The sequence below is a fragment of the Delftia sp. ZNC0008 genome, from assembly GCF_000799035.1.
Lineage (GTDB): Bacteria > Pseudomonadota > Gammaproteobacteria > Burkholderiales > Burkholderiaceae_C > Comamonas > Comamonas tsuruhatensis.
Map to the genome: position 1 here is coordinate 1 of NZ_JTKZ01000501.1, position 16,600 is coordinate 16,600.

Sequence of the window (16,600 nt, forward strand, 5' to 3'; positions counted from 1 at the left end):
CCGCGTCGCCAGGGCGCGGCGTCGGAAAGTGATGGTGTGCATGGACTGTCTCCCTCGTTGGATCGCCAGGCCGCGCGGCTCGCTGCCTTCAATCCAGAATACGCAACAAGGGCGCGGGCCGCGGGGGCCACAGCCGTCCAAACGTAGGAGCCAGAGGCCCGGTGTTTACCCGCGTCGGCCGGCCCAAACCTTTACTTGCCCGCACCCGCACCGCAACATGGCGCCGACCGCGCGCCCTCTGCCCGGCCGCGCCAAGAACGCCCCCCGATTGCCTCCGTTGCGCCATGAGCACCCCTTCCGTCACAGACCCACGCCACCAGTGGGCCCGCCTGTTCGCGCTGCCCGAGCAGCCCGGCCTTCCCCTGAAGGACCGCCTGCGCCTGGCCCTGGTCCAGCCCATCCTCGAAGGCCGCCTGCCGCCCGGCGCGGCCATGCCACCCTCGCGCGAGCTGTCGCGCCTGCTGGAGGTGTCGCGCAATACCGTGACCACGGTCTACGAGCAGCTCGTGGATGAAGGCTTTCTGGAAGCCCGCCCGCGCAGCGGCGTGTTCGTGGCCCGGGATTCGCGCCTGGCTGGTGTGGACGGCGCCGTGGCCCTGCCTGCGGCAAGTCCCGGGGAGCCCGCACCGGACTGGTCTGCACGCGTGCTGCGCTCGCTGACGGACAGGCACACGCTGTCCAAGCCGCTGCAGTGGCGCGAGTACCCCTACCCCTTCGTCTACGGCATGCACGATCCCGCGCTGTTTCCCACCGAAGGCTTCCGGGAATGCTGCACGCGCAGCCTGGCGCGCGCCCAGCTGCCGCAGTGGACGCCGGACTTCGAGACCGACGATGTGCCCGACCTGATCGAGCAGATCCGCCTGCGCCTGCTGCCCCGGCGCGGCGTGTTCGCGCTCAAGGATGAGATCCTGGTCACCGTGGGCGCGCAGCAGGCCTTCTACCTGCTGGCCGACGCGCTGCTGGACCCCTCGCAGCGGCTGGGCTTCGAGGAGCCGGGCCACCCGCATGCGCGCAACACCTTTTCGCTGCGCCGCCCCCACTGGGTGCCCGTGGCCGTGGACGAGGAAGGCGTGGTGGTCGATGGCCTGCCGCCGCTGGACTATCTGTTCGTCACGCCCTCGCACCAGAGCCCCACCACCGTGACGCTGAGCCTGCAGCGGCGCGAGCAGCTGCTGCGCCGCGCCGAGCAGGGCGATTTCGTGATCATCGAGGACGACTACGAGGCCGAGAACCTCTACCAGGGCACGCCCATGCCCGCGCTCAAGAGCCTGGACAAGGGCGGGCGTGTGATCTATGTGGGGTCGCTGTCCAAGAGCCTGTCGCCCGCGCTGCGGCTGGGCTACATCGTTGCGCCGCGCGCGCTGATCGACGAGTTGCGCGTGCTGCGCCATGCCATGGTGCGCCACCCCAGCGCCTTTCTGCAGCACGCCTATGCGCTGTTCCTGTCGCTGGGCCACCATGAGGCCCATGCGCGCCGCGTGAACCAGGCCATGCTGGAGCGCGTGGCGCAGGTGGACCGCTCGCTGCGCGCACACCTGCCGGATTTCATCTTCCGCCAGCCCCAGGGAGGCGCATCGCTGTGGGTGCAGGCGCCGGCCTGGCTGGACACCGATGCGCTGGCCGCCGTGGCGCGCCGCCACGGCGTGCTGATCGAGGCAGGCAGCGCGTTCTTTGCGACGCCGCGCCAGCCCTGCCCCTTTTTCCGGCTGCGCCTGTCCTCCATTGCCACCGATCAGATCGATGCAGGCATTGCGGCACTGGCACAGGCGGTGGCCGAACTGGCCCGGTCGCGATGACCGGGTCCGGGCCCGTGGTCACTGCTGCGCGTAGGACTCCAGCGGCTTGTCGTTGGGCTTTTGCAGCAGCTGCTTGAGCATGTCGCTCATGGGCAGGTTCAACGGGGCATTCTTGGGCGGAATGGGCTGCACGAACCACTTGTCGTAGATCTTCGCCACTTCGCCCGAGGCCATCATGCCCACCAGCACGTCGTCCACGGCCTTCTTGAAGGCGGGATCGTCGCGGCGAAACAGGATGGCGATGGGTTCGGAGCCCAGCACCTCGCCCACGATCTTGAAGCCTGCAGGGTTCTTGGAGTTGGCGATGACGCCGGCCAGCAGGTTGTCGTCCAGCACGAAGGCATCGGCACGGCCCGATTCGAGCATCAGAAAGCTCTCGAAATGGTCCTTGCCCAGCGAGGTGGGCAGGTTCACGCCATTGTCGCGCCCGTACTTGCGCAGCAGCTGCACGGCAGTCGTGCCGGCCGAGGCCGCCACGGGCTTGCCGTCGAGCTGCTTGAAGGAGGTGATGCCCGAGTCGGCACGCACGGCCATGCGCACCTGGCTCACGTAGGTGGTCACGGCAAAGGCCACCTGCTTTTGGCGCGCGAGGTTGTTGGTGGTCGGGCCGCAGCCGATGTCCACGGTGCCGTTCTGCACCAGGGGCATGGTGTTCTGCGAGGTCAGGGCCATGTACTCGATCTTGGCCTTGGGCACGATCTGGGCCAGCACCTTCTCGCACAGCTCGACGTGGTAGCCCACGTACTTCTGCGTGGTCCCGAAGGCATAGGCCATGGGCGCCGAGCTTTCGCGCACGCCCATCACCACCTTGCCTGTGCTCTGGATTTTGTCCAGCGTGCCGGCCGCTTCCTGTGCATGGGCAGCGCCAGTTGTCGCCACCACACATGCCATCGCCACATGGGCCAGTACGAATCGCATCGAGGGTCTCCTTGGATAGTTGTTGCAGGTCCGAAGGCGCGCTGCGCCTCCACCCTGCCGAGCCGCCGTCACTGGCTGCATGCAAGCAGGGCCGCCGTCAAGGCGATTGCATCAACTATCGAGCAATCAGGCGCCTGTGCATAACGATGAAATGGAAGAAGGTCATGCTCCACCCACATGACCCGGCACCCTGCTGGTGCGCTGCGGGGGCCACAGGCCCGCAGCGCCCGGTCAGCCGGCCGACCCTGCCGCAAGCCGGTGCATGAGGCCCTGCGTCGAGGCATCGACGCCCTGCCAGTCGCCGCAGTCCTGGCGCGCATGCAGCTGGCGCGCCAGGTGCTTGCCCAGCTCCACGCCCCATTGGTCGAAGCTGTTGATGCCCCACACCGCACCGGCCGAGAAGACACGGTGCTCGTACAGTGCGATCAGGGCACCCAGCGATGCCGGATCGAGCTGCTGCAGCAGCAGGAAGCTGCTGGGCCGGTTGCCCGCGCAATGGCGCTCCGCACCCTCGCCGTGGCGCCCCTCCATCAGGGCCTGGGCCTGGGCAATGGCGTTGACGACCAGGCTCTGGTGGTGGGCGCCCAGGTATTTGCCGCCGTCGCGCAGTGCGATGAATTCCACGGGAATCACGTCCTGGCCCTGGTGCAGCATCTGGAAGAAGGCATGCTGGCCATTGGTGCCGGGCTCGCCCCAGATCACGGGCGCCGTGCGCACGGGCAGTGTCTGCCCGTCGCGCGTCACGCCCTTGCCATTGCTCTCCATCTCCAGCTGCTGCAGATAGGCGGTCAGCCGCCGCAGGCCATGGCTGTAGGGGGCAATGCAGCGGCTGGAGAAGCCGCAGAAATCGCGATACCAGACGTCCAGCAGGCCCAGGCGCAGCGGCAGGTTGCCCTCCACGCCGGAGGAAAAGAAATGCGCGTCCATGGCATGGGCGCCGTCCAGCAGCGCACGGAACTGCGCCGCCCCGATGGCGATGGCCACCGGCAGGCCGATGGCCGACCACAGCGAAAAACGCCCGCCCACCCAGTCCCAGAATCCCAGCGTGCGGCGGATGCCGAAGTCGGCTGCGGCCTGCACATTGGTGGTGAGCGCCACGAAGTGCCGGTCGATGGAGCACGCGGCCTGCGCATCCTCGCTGCCGCCCTGCTCCAGGAACCACCGGCGCGCCGAGTGCGCGTTGAGCATGGTCTCGGCCGTGGTGAAGGATTTGGAGGCGATCAGGAACAGCGTGCTGTGCGGGCGCACGCGGCGCAGCACATGGCCGAGCTCATGGCCATCGACGTTGGAGACGAAATGGAAATTCTTGCCCGCATCGACCCAGTCCTCCAGCGCATTGACCACCACTTCGGGGCCCAGGTGCGAGCCGCCGATGCCGATGTTCACGATGTCGGTGATGCCCCCGTCGCCACGCACCTGCTCGGCCAGGGCCAGCATGGCGTCCAGCGTCTCGTGCACCTGGGCCAGCGCCTCGTGCATGGCCGGCTGCCACTGCTGCACGGTGGCGCAGTGACGCAGCTGGCCGCCGTCGCGCGGCATGCGCAGCAGCCAGTGCATGACGGCGCGGCCCTCGGTGCAGTTGACGGGCTCGCCGGCCAGCATGGCGTTGCGCTGGGCCAGCACGCCGGCCTGCTGCGCCAGCTCGCGCAGCAGCGTCTCGGTGGCTTCGGTCCAGAGGTTCTTGGACAGGTCGGCGAAGACATGCGGGGCCTGCTGGCTCAGCGCGTCCAGCCGGCCCGCGTCCGCGGCAAAGGCCTGGCGCAGATCCAGGGACCGGATGTCTTCGTTGAAATGGCGTTCAAGTGCCGACCAGGCCGGCAAGGTGTTGCACAAAACGGGCAAGATCTTCATCCAATCAGTCTGCGGCCTGCTGCATCAATGCTTCGAGCTTGCGGGTGTCGGCAGCGAAGGCGCGTATGCCTTCGGCCAGCTTCTCGGTGGCCATGGCGTCCTCGTTGAGGGCCAGGCGGAAACCGGCCTCGTCGTAGTGCACGGGATCGAGGGCCAGGGTCCGCGCGGCCTCGGGGTCCAGGGCGCGCGCCAGGGGCGCATCGCTGGCGCCCAGCTGGGCCAGCAGTTCGGGGGCGATGGTCAGCAGGTCGCAGCCCGCCAGCGCCACGATCTGGCCCGTGTTGCGAAAGCTCGCGCCCATGACCTCGGTGGCGATGCCGAAGTGCTTGTAGTGCTCGTAGATGGCGCGCACGGAGCGCACGCCGGGATCGTTGGCGCCGGCCATGGCGGCCTCGTCCCACTGGGCGCCGGCCTGCTTCTTGTACCAGTCGTAGATGCGGCCCACGAAGGGCGAGATCAGCTGCACCTTGGCCTGTCCGCAGGCCACGGCCTGGGAGAACGAGAACAGCAGGGTGAGGTTGGTGTGGATGCCGCGCAGCTCCAGCTGGCGTGCGGCCTCGATGCCTTCCCAGGTGGAGGCGATCTTGATGAGCACGCGGTCGATGTGCACGCCTTCGGCCTGGTACAGCTCGATCAGGCGCTCGGCACGCGCCACGGTGGCCGAGGTATCGAACGACAGGCGCGCATCGACTTCGGTGGAGACGCGGCCCGGAATGGTGTTCAGGATCTCGCAGCCGAAGCGCACCAGCATGCGGTCCATGACCTCGTCGAGGCGGCGGCCCTTGTACTGGGCCACGGTGGCGCGCATCAGCGGCGCGTACTCGGGCTTTTGCACCGCCTTGAGGATGAGCGAGGGATTGGTGGTCGCGTCCCGCGGCTGGAACTGGGCCAGTTGGTGGAAGTCGCCGGTATCGGCCACCACGGTCGTGTACTGTCGAAGCGCATCAAGCTGGTTCATCGGTCATCCTTTGGGCGGGAGCCTGGGGGAAAGGCGGCGTCGCACCACAGCGGTGCGCTTGTACCGGCAAATCCTCAGAGTGTATGCGCCTGCATGGTTTGCATCGGCGTCGCGAAAGTAAGCAGAGGCTGCAGCTCATGCAAAATGCGCGCTGGACCTGCCTTGCGGCAACCGCCCCCTTCACCCACAGAACACCGCCCACCGCCTAATGCTGGACCGCATCACCGCCTCGCTGCCCTCGCTTGCTCCCGCCGAACAACGCGTGGCCCGCCTGGTGCTGGCCGATCCACGGGCCTTCGCACGGCAGCCGGTGCGCGAACTGGCCGAGCGAGCCCATGTCAGCAAGCCGACGGTGGTGCGTTTTTGCCGCAGCATGGGCTACGACGGCCTGGCCGACTTCAAGCTCAAGCTGGCCGGCAGCGTCAGCGAGGGTGTGCCCTTCATCCACCGCAGCGTGGACACCGACGACAAGACCAGCGACGTGATGGTCAAGGTGGTGGACAACGCCGTGGCCGCCTTCCTGCAATACCGCAATGCCGCCAGCACCACGGCCATAGAGCAGGCGGCGCAGGCCATCGCCTCGACCTGGCAGACAGGCCGGCGCATCGAGTTCTACGGGGCAGGCAACTCGGGCATCGTGGCGCAGGACGCGCAGCACAAGTTCTTTCGCCTGGGCGTGACCAGCCTGGCCACCAGCGACGGCCACATGCAGGTGATGAGCGCCACCCTGCTGGGACCCGGCGACTGCGCGGTGATCATCTCCAACTCGGGCCGCACGCGCGACCTGATGGACGCCGCCGACATCGCGCGCAAGAACGGCGCCACCACGATTGCCATCACCGCCAGCGGCTCGCCCCTGGCCTCGGCCTGCCACATCCATCTGGCCGCCGACCATCCCGAGGGCTACGACCGCTACAGCCCCATGGTGTCGCGCCTGCTGCACCTGCTGGTCATCGACGTGCTGGCCACCTGTGTGGCGCTGCGCATCGGCCCGGCCCTGCAGCCTGCGCTGGAGCAGATGAAGAACAACCTGCGGGCCAAGCGCTACACGTAGCACCAACCCCAGGCCCACCCGCCTCGTTCAGCCCTGCCAGCGCCTGAGCACCAGCGAGGCGTTGACGCCACCAAAGCCGAAACCGTTGACCAGGGCATGCTCCATGGCCCAGGGCCTGGCCGCGCCGGCGATCAGGTCCAGCCCCTGGGCCAGGGGATCGGGCTCCACGAGATTGCGCGTGGCCGGCGCCATCTGGTCGCGTAGCGCCAGCACCGTGAAGATGGCCGCCACCGCGCCCGCCGCGCCCAGCAGATGGCCCGTGGCCGACTTGGTGGAGCTGATCGCCACGCCGCTGCCCTCGCCAAACAGGGAGCGCATGGCCGCCAGCTCGCCCCGGTCGCCCACGGGCGTGGAGGTGGCGTGGGCATTGAGGTACTGCAACTGATCCGGCGACAGCCCGGCCATGGCCAGCGCCTGTGCCATGCTGCGGCGCGCGCCGTCGCCATCTTCCGGGCCCGAGGTGATGTGATAGGCATCGGCACTGGTGCCGTAGCCCACCACTTCGGCCAGCGGCACGGCGCCACGCGCCAGGGCGTGGTCCAGTCCCTCCAGCACCAGGGCGCCCGCGCCCTCGCCCATGACAAAGCCGTCGCGGCCCGCGTCGAAGGGGCGTGAGGCCTCTTCGGGCCGGTCGTTGTATCCCGTGGAAAGGGCCTTGGCCGCCGCGAACGCGCCCAGGCTCACGCGGTCGATGGCCGCCTCGGCGCCGCCGCACAGCGCCACATCGGCCTCGCCCGAACGGATCATGCGCAGGCCGTCGCCCAGGGCCTGCACGCTGGCTGCGCAGGCGGTGACGGGGGCTCCCAGCGGTCCCTTGAGCCCATGGCGTATCGACACATGCCCGGCCGCGAGATTGACCAGGAAAGACGGTACGGTGAAGGGCGACAGGCGCGACACCCCCCGGCTGTCCGTGGTGCGCACGGCCTGGGCAATGGCGCCAAAGCCGCCGATGCCCGAGCCAATGATGCAGGCCGTGCGCGTGCGCTCCTGCTCGCTGGCCGGCTGCCAGCCGGCCTGGGCCAGGGCCTGGTCCGAAGCGTCCAGTGCCAGCGGAATGAAGCGGTCCATCTTGCGCTGGTCCTTGGGCGAGACCACGGCATCGATGTCCCAGCCGCCTTCCGGGTCCCGGGCCAGGTCGGGCACCTGGCCTGCCACCTGGCCCGGCACATCGGGCGCCAGATCCTCGGGCAGCCGGCTCAGGCCCGATGCGCCGGACAGCAGCCGCCGCCAGGCCAATTCAGTGCCCCGACCCAGCGGCGAGACCATGCCCATGCCCGTGATGACCACGCGGCGTGCGAGAGGACCCGTGCTCATGAACGCTCCCTGATGGACCATGCAGAGACTGCAGCGCGCACGGGGCACAGGCTGCTCGGGATTGAAGAGGCGTTCATCGGTTCTTCCCTGTAGAGTGCACAGCCCCTGCCGCAGATGGTGAGCATTGCCTGCAGGCACGGACTTATGATGATGGCCGTCATCATAAACGCATTTTGATGACAACCATAATCATTGGACAGTGCACATGAAAGTCACGAAAGCCCAGGCCGCGCAGAACCGGCAGGACATCCTCGAAGCCGCCGCACGGCTGTACCGCGAGCACGGGCTGGACGGCGTCGGCGTGGCCGAGGTGACGCGCGGCGCGGGGCTCACGCACGGCGGGCTCTATCGCCACTTCGAATCCAAGGATGCGCTGGTGCGCGAGGCCTGCGCACGCGCCTTCGACTGGTCCATCGCGCCGCTGGACGGCCTGCAGGGTGTACAGGCCGGCAGCCTTGCCGCGCGCGTGCAGTCCTATCTGTCGCCGCAGCACCGCGACAGCACCGGCGAGGGCTGCCCCGCTGCGGCGCTGGCCGTGGACGTGGCTCGGGCAGGTGGTGATCTTTCAGCGGTGTTCGCCGAAGGGGTGGAACGCAACATCGGCAGGTTTGCGCGCGTGATCGGCACACTTGGCGACGATCAGGCACCCGATGCCGCACAGCGCGCCCAGGCCATGGCCATGCTCAGCAGCATGGTGGGCGCCCTGGTCCTGGCACGTGCCACGGTCGCCGCCAATCCAGCCTTGTCCGACGAGATCCTGGAAACGGTAAAGGCCCACCTTCTTGCGACCGAGGGACCGCCCCGCTGACCGGCTCCGCCTGCGCTATACGTCCTGCGAAGGCAGCGGCATGGCCTGCTCGATCAGGCTGGCGTGCAGGGCAGCGCCCAGCGGCAGCACCTCGTCGTTGAAGTCATACCGGCTGCTGTGCAGCGGCACCCCGGGCTGGGCGCCCGTGGATTGCCCCAGGCGCAGGTAGGCGCCGGGTTTGTGCTGCAGCATGAAGGAAAAATCCTCCGCGCCCATGCTGGGCTCCAGCTGCCGGTCCAGGTTCTCCACGCCCACCAGCGCCTGGGCCACGTCGGCCGCAAAGGCGGCCTCCGTGGGGGAATTGATGGTGGCGGGATAGATGCGCTCGTAGTTGACCTTGGCCGTCGCACCCAGCCCCAGCGCCACCGCGCTGCACAACTCCTGCAGGCGCTGCTCGACACGGTCCTGCACGGCGGGATCGAAGGTCCGCACGGTTCCCACCAGCGTTGCCGTGCCCGGCATCACGCTGAAGGCGCCCAGGTCCCCGGCCTGCACGGCACACAGGCTGATGACGGCACTGTCGATGGCGCGCACATTGCGCGAGACGATGCTCTGCACCGCCGTGGTGATGTGCGCGGCCGCCAGCACCACGTCCACCGTCTGGTAGGGATGGGCGCCGTGGCCGCCGCGCCCCGTGATCTCGATGGTGATGCGGTCGGCCGCCGCCATCATCGCGCCCATGTTGATACCGACGGTGCCGGCGCGCATGGCGGGCCAGTTGTGCATGGCGTACACGGACTGCATGGGAAAGCGGTCGAAAAGCCCGTCATTGATCATGGCCCGCGCGCCGCCCCGTCCTTCCTCGGCAGGCTGAAAGACCAGCACGGCCGAGCCGTCGAAACGCCGTGTCGCAGCCAGGTAGCGGGCGGCGCCCACCAGCATGGCCGTATGGCCGTCATGCCCGCAGCCGTGCATCAACCCCTGCTTGCCCGATTTCCAGGGAAATTCGTTGTGCTCGACCATGGGCAGTGCATCCATGTCGGCACGCAGGCCCACCATCGCTCCCGAGCTATGCCCCTGGCCACGGATCACGGCCACCAGGCCCGTGGTGCCCAGGCCTTCGTGGATCTCGTCCACGCCGCATTGCCGCAAGGCCTCCTTGACGCGCGCAGCCGTGAAGCGCTCCTCGAACCCCAGCTCAGGATGCGCATGCAGCTCGCGGCGCAGCGCCGTCAGCTCGGGGTGGTACTGAGCGATCTGGGCAAAGACCCGACCGCCTGCCTTGTATCGAGTGGCTTCCATCGCCTTGGTTCTTTCGCTTCATTGGCCTGCGCATTACCTTAACGCAGGAAATCGCGCCCGCCCACCGTCAGCCCATCGACAGGAAACAAAAAGGCCTCCCAAAGGAGGCCATCCGTTGCGCAAACGCCGCGCGCTCAGAAGCGATGGCGCAGGCCGACGGTGAAGCCCGTGCGCTTGGTGGCGCCATTGGCGTCGAGCATCACGCCCGAGCCGCCACTGGTCTTGGTGTGGTCCAGGGCCACATAGGCATCCGTACGCTTGGAGAAGGCGTAGTCGAGCACCGCCACCAGGAAGTCTGCCTTGCCATTGAAATTGCCCGTGCCCGAGCCCGACTGCTTGGCATGGTAGTAATGCGCGCCCACATTGATCTGGGGCGTGATCTGGTAGCCGAAGCCCATCTTGTACATCTGGCGCTTGTTGGCGTCGCCGGCCACGAAGCCGCCGTTGGACGAACCCGTCCAGAAGGAGTTGAGGATGGCCTGGTCGAATCCACCGCCTGCGGTTGCCGCCGGGAATGCGTCCTTGCGCTTGTTCAGGCCGTAGCCCAGGTTGACGTACCAGGGACCCACGCGGTAGGAGCCGCCCAGGGTATAGGCATCGACCTTGGTGCCGGCCGGCAGCGTCGTGCCCAGGTAGCCGGCGCCTGCGGAAATGCCGCTTTGCGAGTAGCGCAGATAGCCGCCGGCCGTCTTGATGGCGCCACCGGGCACCACGCCAGTGCCGACCTTGTCGAAGGTGTTGTTCTCGTCGAACGAATACTGCAATGCGCCGCGCACGGGGCCGAACTCGGCCAGGTACTTGACCATGTTGCTGGCGCGCGCGCCCATGGACATGCCGATTTCAGGCTTGTAGGCCTCCATGTACGGCGAATACGGGAAGGAGGCATAGGTGGACGTCACCAGATCGAACAGCATGTTGTACTGGCGACCCAGGGTGATCTGGCCGAAGCTCTTGCTGCGCAGGCCCACCCAGGATTGCTGGAAGTAGCTTGCCGCAGCCTGCTCGCCGGTGTCGGTGAGGAAACGGGCTTCCAGGTTGGCAATGGCTGCCAGACCGCCGCCCAGGTCCTCGGTGATGTTGATGCCCCAGCGGCTTTGCGACATGCCGCCGCCGATCATCTGGGTCTTGCCGCTCTTGGTCGGGCCTTCATTGGTGGTGTGGCGCACGCCGGCATCGACGATGCCGTACAGCTGTACGCTGCTTTGCTGGGCGAATGCTGCCAAGGGTGCCGTTGCTGCCAACACCGCCAGTGCCACGCTCTTTTTCACGAATGAAGAATTCATTGTGTTGTCTCTCTCTTGTTAACGATTGGTTGGTGGAAATTTCATTCTAGAAACGCTTTTCCCGCCTCGTCACCGTTGGCACAAGCACAACACAGGTCTTTCCCTAGCACAAAACAAAAGAGCCAGTCCGAAGACTGGCTCTTTTTTGCTTCAAATGGCAACTGGCTTACGCCAGCCGTTCATTAGAAAGCGTGGCGGATACCGACTTGCACGCCAGTCTGGCTTTCGCCAGCTTGCACGCCACCAGCGTACACGCCCTTGGCTTGCAGGCCCAGGGTCGAAGCATCCTTGTTCTTCAGGAATGCCAGGTTGCCGTACAGAGCGGTGCGCTTGGACAGGTTGTGCACGTAGCCCAGAGTGATCTGGTGAGCCTTGGAGTCGATGGCCTTCTGGTCGTACAGAGCGTACTGCAGCTTGACTTCGCCCACGCCGCCCACGGGAGCCGAAGCGCCCAGCATGTAGGAGTTGGTCTTGATGTCGCCGCCGATGTCGCGCTTGAACTTGGTCTGTTGCAGCAGGCCGCTCAGCTTGGCAACGCCGAAGTTGTACGAAGCACCCAGGGTGATTTCGTCACGGTCGGTAGCCAGGCCGCCAACGGCAGTCTTTTGCTGGGCAACGCCCAGGCTGGCGCTCAGGGGGCCGTTGTCGTATGCAACGTAACCGCCGATGTAACGGCCGACGCTGTCAGCAGTACCGATGGTTTGCTTTTCGTCGAAAGCGTAGCCAAAGCCGGCGTTGAAACCGCCGAAGTTGGGGGTGTAGTACGAGATCAGGTTGTTAGCGCGGATGCCGTTGTCGTCGGCGCCTTGGCCAGCAGCCCAGTTACGGAAGCCCATGAACTGGCCGATACCGGTGGCGCTGAACAGGTCGTAGGAGGTCAGCTTTTGGAAGGTCGGAACTTGGTCACGGCCCAGGCGCACTTCACCGAAGTTGCCCGACAGGCTCACGGTGGAACGACGCTTGAAGTTGAAGCCGCTGGCGTTGCCATCGTCACCGAAGATTTCGCCTTCCAGCCAGAAGCCAGCCTTCAGACCACCACCCAGGTCTTCCGTGCCGCGCAGGCCCAGACGGCTCGTGGAAGCGCCGCTGGTGCCCAGACCATAACGGCTGTCGCCAGCTGCGTCCTTGTTCACGTAGGCAACGTTGGTGTCCACGATACCGAACAGGGTCACGGAGGATTGAGCCATTGCGGCGCCGGAAGCAGCCAGCACTGCCAGGGCAATCAGAGATTTTTTCATTACGAGTTACTCCAAGGTTTAGAAGGGCGCCGGTCGTGAGGAAGAGAGGCTTGGCCTGAGGCTCCACCGGTTTCCCGCGCCAACCTCCTGGTGGGGAAGTTAGGGCCTATTGCACCAGACCGCCGCTGCCCATGCAAAGAAATTCACCCACAAACGGGCTTGAACCCCCGTTTTTCGTTGCACTGCCGCAACAAACCTGCAGACCAACACAATCAGGCCCAACCCGAACATCGCGCCGGCCTTGTTGCGCTTGCACAAAGAGAGGGCATGTCGTCCTGGTGTACCGTTCAGACCCTGAATTTGCCAAGATTTTCCGCTCTAGGGACCGCCCATGGACAAGATACTGACTGCCGCCGATGCGGCGCTTCGCACCCTGTTTGCACAGCCTTCCGCGGCCGAGCGCTCGCCCGCCACCGGCATCGCGGAAGGTGAGCTGACCGAGGCACAGCGCCGCCTGTCGGGCGCCTTGATGCGCGTCAATCATGTCGGAGAGGTCTGCGCCCAGGCGCTGTACAACGCCCAGGCCATGGTGACGCGCGACATGGTGCTGCGCGAGCATCTGCTGGAGGCAGCCCGCGAGGAAACCGACCATCTGGCATGGACCCGCGACCGCCTCAACGCCCTGGGCGACCGACCCAGCCTGCTGAACCCGCTGTGGTTCGCCGGGGCATTCGCCATCGGCGTGGTGGCCGCCAAGATCAGTGACGCCGCCAGCCTGGGCTTCGTGGTGGAGACCGAGGAGCAGGTTTCCGCCCACCTGGAATCCCATCTGGGCCGTCTGCCCGAGGAGGACCGCCCTTCGCTGGCCGTGGTGGCCCGCATGAAGGACGATGAGGAGCGCCATGCCGCCGCTGCGCGTGAAGCCGGCGCACTGGAGCTGCCGCCGCCCGCCCGCGCCTTGATGCGCCTGGCCGCCAAGGTCATGACGACGACCGCTCACCGCATCTGAGATCCGAAGCTTCTGAAACGACGGGAGCTGCATCCAGCCAAAAAAGAAGCGGGCCCGGCCCGCTTTCTTCATTCTTGCCGAGTCCCTGCCGAGGCACGGACCCAAGCCCCCAGACACATCAGGCCTCGACGATGTCGAACCCCGTGGTGATCTCGGCCGTCTTGCCCAGCATGATGGTGGCCGAGCAGTATTTGTCGTGGCTCATGGCAATGGCCCGCTCCACCGCGCCCGCTGGCAGGCCGGTGCCGCTGACGGTGAACTGCATGTGGATCTTGGTGAACACCTTGGGGTCGGTGTCCGCGCGCTCCGAAGTGAGCTTGACGCTGCAGCCTTTGACCGCGTGCCTGCCGCGCTTGAGGATCAGCACCACGTCGTAGGCCGTGCAGCCGCCTGCGCCTGCCAGCAGCATTTCCATGGGGCGGGGTGCCTGGTTCTGGCCTCCATTGGCAGGATTGGCCGCATCCGGCGCCCCGTCCATATTGACCACATGGCCGCTGCCCGTTTCCGCCACGAAGCCCATGCCCGAGCGCATGCCGGTCGTGCCGCCTGTCCAACTCACTGTGCATTCCATTGTTGTGTCCTCAAAAAACTGTTGCTATTTTGCATCAACTACACAAAAACCCTGATTTTGTTGCAACGCAGCACCTGCCGTGCATACAATGCACCCAAGCGTTATCTGAAGGGTTAACCCGGACAGCCCTCCAGATGGACTGCAGATTGTGAACCAACTTCACTCTGCATCGCACCAGTTGTCTCCTCCACCTCCTCTATTGGTGGATTCAGCCCCCGGCTTTACAGCCTGGGGCTTTTTTTTGCCTTTGTCGTCCCTGGCCCAGCCTGGACGCTGCACTGCAGCATGAGTCACAAGCGCCTATGATGGCCGCCTGACACCGACGGGCCGCCTCCCGGCCTGCTGCTCTCCAGCCTTTCGCCGACGATGAACCACCCCCTGACCCCTGCCGACTACCTGACCAAGATCCTTACCGCGCGCGTATACGACGTGGCCGTGGAGTCGGACCTGGAGCCCGCCAAGGCGCTGAGCCGCCGCCTGCACAACAAGGTGCTGCTCAAGCGCGAGGACCAGCAGCCGGTGTTCAGTTTCAAGCTGCGAGGCGCCTACAACAAGATGGCACACCTGTCCGCCGAGCAGCTGGAAAAGGGCGTGATCTGCGCCTCGGCCGGCAACCATGCGCAAGGCGTGGCGCTGGGCGCACGCAAGCTCGGTTGCCGCGCCGTGATCGTGATGCCCACCACCACGCCGCAGGTCAAGATCGATGCGGTGCAGGCGCTGGGCGGCGAGGTGGAACTGGCCGGGGAAAGCTATTCCGACGCCTACAAGCACGCCGTCAGGCTGCAAAAGGAAAAGGGCCTGACCTTTGTGCACCCCTTCGACGATCCCTATGTGATCGCCGGCCAGGGCACGATTGCCATGGAAATGCTGAGCCAGCTGCAAAAGCTGGGCAGCCCGCGCCTGGATGCCGTATTTGTCGCCATCGGCGGCGGCGGCCTGATCTCGGGCGTGGCCAACTACATCAAGGCCGTGCGCCCCGACGTGAAGGTGATCGGCGTGCACACCAAGGATTCGGACGCCATGCTGCAGTCCGTGCGCGCTGGCCACCGCGTGGAGCTGGCCGACGTGGGCCTGTTCGCCGACGGCACGGCCGTCAAGCTGGTGGGCGAGGAGACCTTCCGCATCGCCCAGGGCCTGGTGGACGACTACGTGGTGGTCGATACCGATGCCGTCTGCGCCGCGATCAAGGACATCTTCGTGGACACGCGCTCCATCGTCGAGCCCTCCGGCGCCCTGGCCGTGGCGGCGATCAAGCAGTACGTCGCGAAGAACAAGACCAGGGGCGAGACCTATGCCGCCATCCTGTGCGGCGCCAACATGAACTTCGACCGGCTGCGCTTCGTGGCCGAGCGTGCCGAGGTGGGCGAGGAGCGCGAGGCGCTTTTTGCCGTGACCATCCCCGAGGAACGCGGCAGCTTCAAGCGCTTTTGCGAAGTCGTGGGCAAGCTGCCTGGCGGCCCGCGCAACGTGACCGAGTTCAACTACCGCATCAGCCACGAGAACAAGGCCCATGTCTTCGTGGGCCTGACCACGGCAGCGCGCGGCGAGTCCGAGAAGATCGCCAGGAACTTCGAGAAGCAGGGCTTCGAGGCGCTGGACCTGACCTTCGACGACATGGCCAAGGAGCATCTGCGCCACATGGTCGGCGGCCATTCGCCGCTGGCGCAGGAAGAGCGCCTGCTGCGCTTCGTCTTCCCCGAGCGCCCCGGCGCACTGTTCAAGTTCCTCAGCCTGATGGCGCCGACCTGGAACATCTCGCTGTTCCACTACCGCAACCAGGGTGCGGACTACGGCCGCATCCTGGTCGGCATGCAGGTGCCCGCCAAGGATGGCAAGAAATTCGACGCCTTCCTGAGCAATCTTGGCTACCCCTGGGTCGAGGAAACCGGCAACCCTGCCTACCAGCTCTTCCTGAAGTAGGCCCCGCCTCGGCTGTCCAGACATGCAGCCCATACGCCATTTCCTGCTGGCCCTGCAGTTCTTCAGCCGCATTCCGGTCACCGGGCGGCTTGCGGCCTGGGCCGGCTGGAGTCCGGCAATGCAGCACGCCAGCGTGGCCCATCTGCCGGGCGTGGGCTGGCTGGTCGGCGCCTGGGGCGCGGCGTGGCTGCTGGCCGCAGGCTGGCTGCTGGCACCCAGCCCCTGGATGCCTCTGGTGGCTGCCGTGCTGTCCACCATTGCCACGCTATGGATGACAGGGGGCTTGCACGAGGATGGATTGGCCGACGTGGCCGACGGCCTGGGCGGCTTTGTCCCGCCCGAGCGCGCGCTGGAAATCATGAAGGATTCGCGCCTGGGAGCCTACGGCGCCATGGCCCTGGTGATGGCACTGCTGGCCAAGCTATCCCTGGTCGCGCTGCTGGTCGACATCCACGTGCAATGGGCGGCCTTGCTGCTGTGCAGCATCCATGTGCTGTCGCGCATGGCGCCGCTGGCCCTCATGCAATGCCTTCCCTATGTGGGCCAGGCCGCCCACTCCAAGGCCTTGCACGCCGCGGGTCGGCCATTGGCTGCCAGGGGCCTGGTCGCGGCAATCCTCTGGTGCCTGCCCGCCCTGGCGCCGCGAGATTTCCTGATCTCTCTTCGCACGCCGCTCGACGTCGGCCATCCGGTAGACA

Annotated in this window: 14 protein-coding genes; 6 read left to right on the plus strand and 8 right to left on the minus strand. The window is 66.5% G+C overall.

Translation table 11 applies throughout. From position 1 onward, the window contains the following. Positions 1-284: 284 nt before the first annotated feature. A complete protein-coding gene (pdxR, locus tag L995_RS16845) occupies positions 285-1,796 on the plus strand; it encodes a MocR-like pyridoxine biosynthesis transcription factor PdxR (RefSeq protein ID WP_047472717.1) in 1,512 nt (503 codons plus the stop codon). Positions 1,797-1,814: 18 nt separating this feature from the next. Here the strand turns inward: pdxR and L995_RS16850 are convergent, their stop codons facing one another. The 3 genes from L995_RS16850 to tal form a co-directional block, all read right to left on the minus strand. Then, the gene (locus L995_RS16850; protein WP_047472718.1) at positions 1,815-2,714 is read right to left on the minus strand and encodes a transporter substrate-binding domain-containing protein; all 900 of its coding nucleotides are present in this window, start codon (positions 2,712-2,714) and stop codon (positions 1,815-1,817) included. A 231-nt stretch (positions 2,715-2,945) separates the two neighbouring features. Then, on the minus strand, positions 2,946-4,565 hold the full coding sequence (gene pgi / locus L995_RS16855; RefSeq protein ID WP_047472719.1) for a glucose-6-phosphate isomerase: 1,620 nt from the start codon (positions 4,563-4,565) through the stop codon (positions 2,946-2,948). A gap of 4 nt (positions 4,566-4,569) precedes the next feature. Further along, entirely contained in the window at positions 4,570-5,523 is a 954-nt protein-coding gene (gene tal / locus L995_RS16860) for a transaldolase (RefSeq protein ID WP_047472720.1), read from the minus strand. A gap of 208 nt (positions 5,524-5,731) precedes the next feature. On the opposite strand from tal, the gene L995_RS16865 reads away from it, so the two are divergent. Continuing rightward, positions 5,732-6,577, plus strand: a complete 846-nt coding sequence (locus L995_RS16865) for a MurR/RpiR family transcriptional regulator (protein ID WP_016448717.1) — start codon at positions 5,732-5,734, stop codon at positions 6,575-6,577. A 27-nt stretch (positions 6,578-6,604) separates the two neighbouring features. Here L995_RS16865 and fabF read toward each other — a convergent pair whose 3' ends face one another. Then, positions 6,605-7,891: a beta-ketoacyl-ACP synthase II gene (gene fabF / locus L995_RS16870; protein ID WP_047218864.1), complete on the minus strand. Its 1,287-nt coding sequence runs from the start codon at positions 7,889-7,891 to the stop codon at positions 6,605-6,607. Between the two features lie 205 nt (positions 7,892-8,096). On the opposite strand from fabF, the gene L995_RS16875 reads away from it, so the two are divergent. Further along, positions 8,097-8,699, plus strand: coding sequence for a TetR/AcrR family transcriptional regulator (locus L995_RS16875; protein ID WP_047472721.1), 603 nt, complete (start codon positions 8,097-8,099; stop codon positions 8,697-8,699). 15 nt (positions 8,700-8,714) lie between these two features. Here the strand turns inward: L995_RS16875 and L995_RS16880 are convergent, their stop codons facing one another. The 3 genes from L995_RS16880 to L995_RS16890 form a co-directional block, all read right to left on the minus strand. Continuing rightward, entirely contained in the window at positions 8,715-9,941 is a 1,227-nt protein-coding gene (locus tag L995_RS16880) for a M20 aminoacylase family protein (protein WP_047472722.1), read from the minus strand. 134 nt (positions 9,942-10,075) lie between these two features. Further along, positions 10,076-11,224, minus strand: a complete 1,149-nt coding sequence (locus tag L995_RS16885; RefSeq protein ID WP_016448721.1) for a porin — start codon at positions 11,222-11,224, stop codon at positions 10,076-10,078. Positions 11,225-11,406: 182 nt separating this feature from the next. Continuing rightward, positions 11,407-12,462: a porin gene (locus L995_RS16890; RefSeq protein ID WP_047326424.1), complete on the minus strand. Its 1,056-nt coding sequence runs from the start codon at positions 12,460-12,462 to the stop codon at positions 11,407-11,409. A 331-nt stretch (positions 12,463-12,793) separates the two neighbouring features. Between L995_RS16890 and coq7 the strand changes: the two genes are divergently transcribed. Next, on the plus strand, positions 12,794-13,411 hold the full coding sequence (gene coq7, locus L995_RS16895; RefSeq protein WP_016448723.1) for a 2-polyprenyl-3-methyl-6-methoxy-1,4-benzoquinone monooxygenase: 618 nt from the start codon (positions 12,794-12,796) through the stop codon (positions 13,409-13,411). Between the two features lie 118 nt (positions 13,412-13,529). On the opposite strand, the gene L995_RS16900 is transcribed toward coq7, so the two are convergent. Then, complete coding sequence (locus L995_RS16900; protein WP_016448724.1) at positions 13,530-13,982, minus strand: OsmC family protein; 453 nt, start codon at positions 13,980-13,982, stop codon at positions 13,530-13,532. A gap of 366 nt (positions 13,983-14,348) precedes the next feature. Between L995_RS16900 and ilvA the strand changes: the two genes are divergently transcribed. Further along, positions 14,349-15,902 (plus strand): threonine ammonia-lyase, biosynthetic, encoded by a 1,554-nt coding sequence (ilvA, locus tag L995_RS16905; protein WP_017404585.1) that lies wholly within the window; start codon positions 14,349-14,351, stop codon positions 15,900-15,902. Positions 15,903-15,924: 22 nt separating this feature from the next. Further along, a partial coding sequence (locus L995_RS16910) for an adenosylcobinamide-GDP ribazoletransferase (RefSeq protein ID WP_047472723.1) occupies positions 15,925-16,600 on the plus strand: 676 nt, incomplete at its 3' end.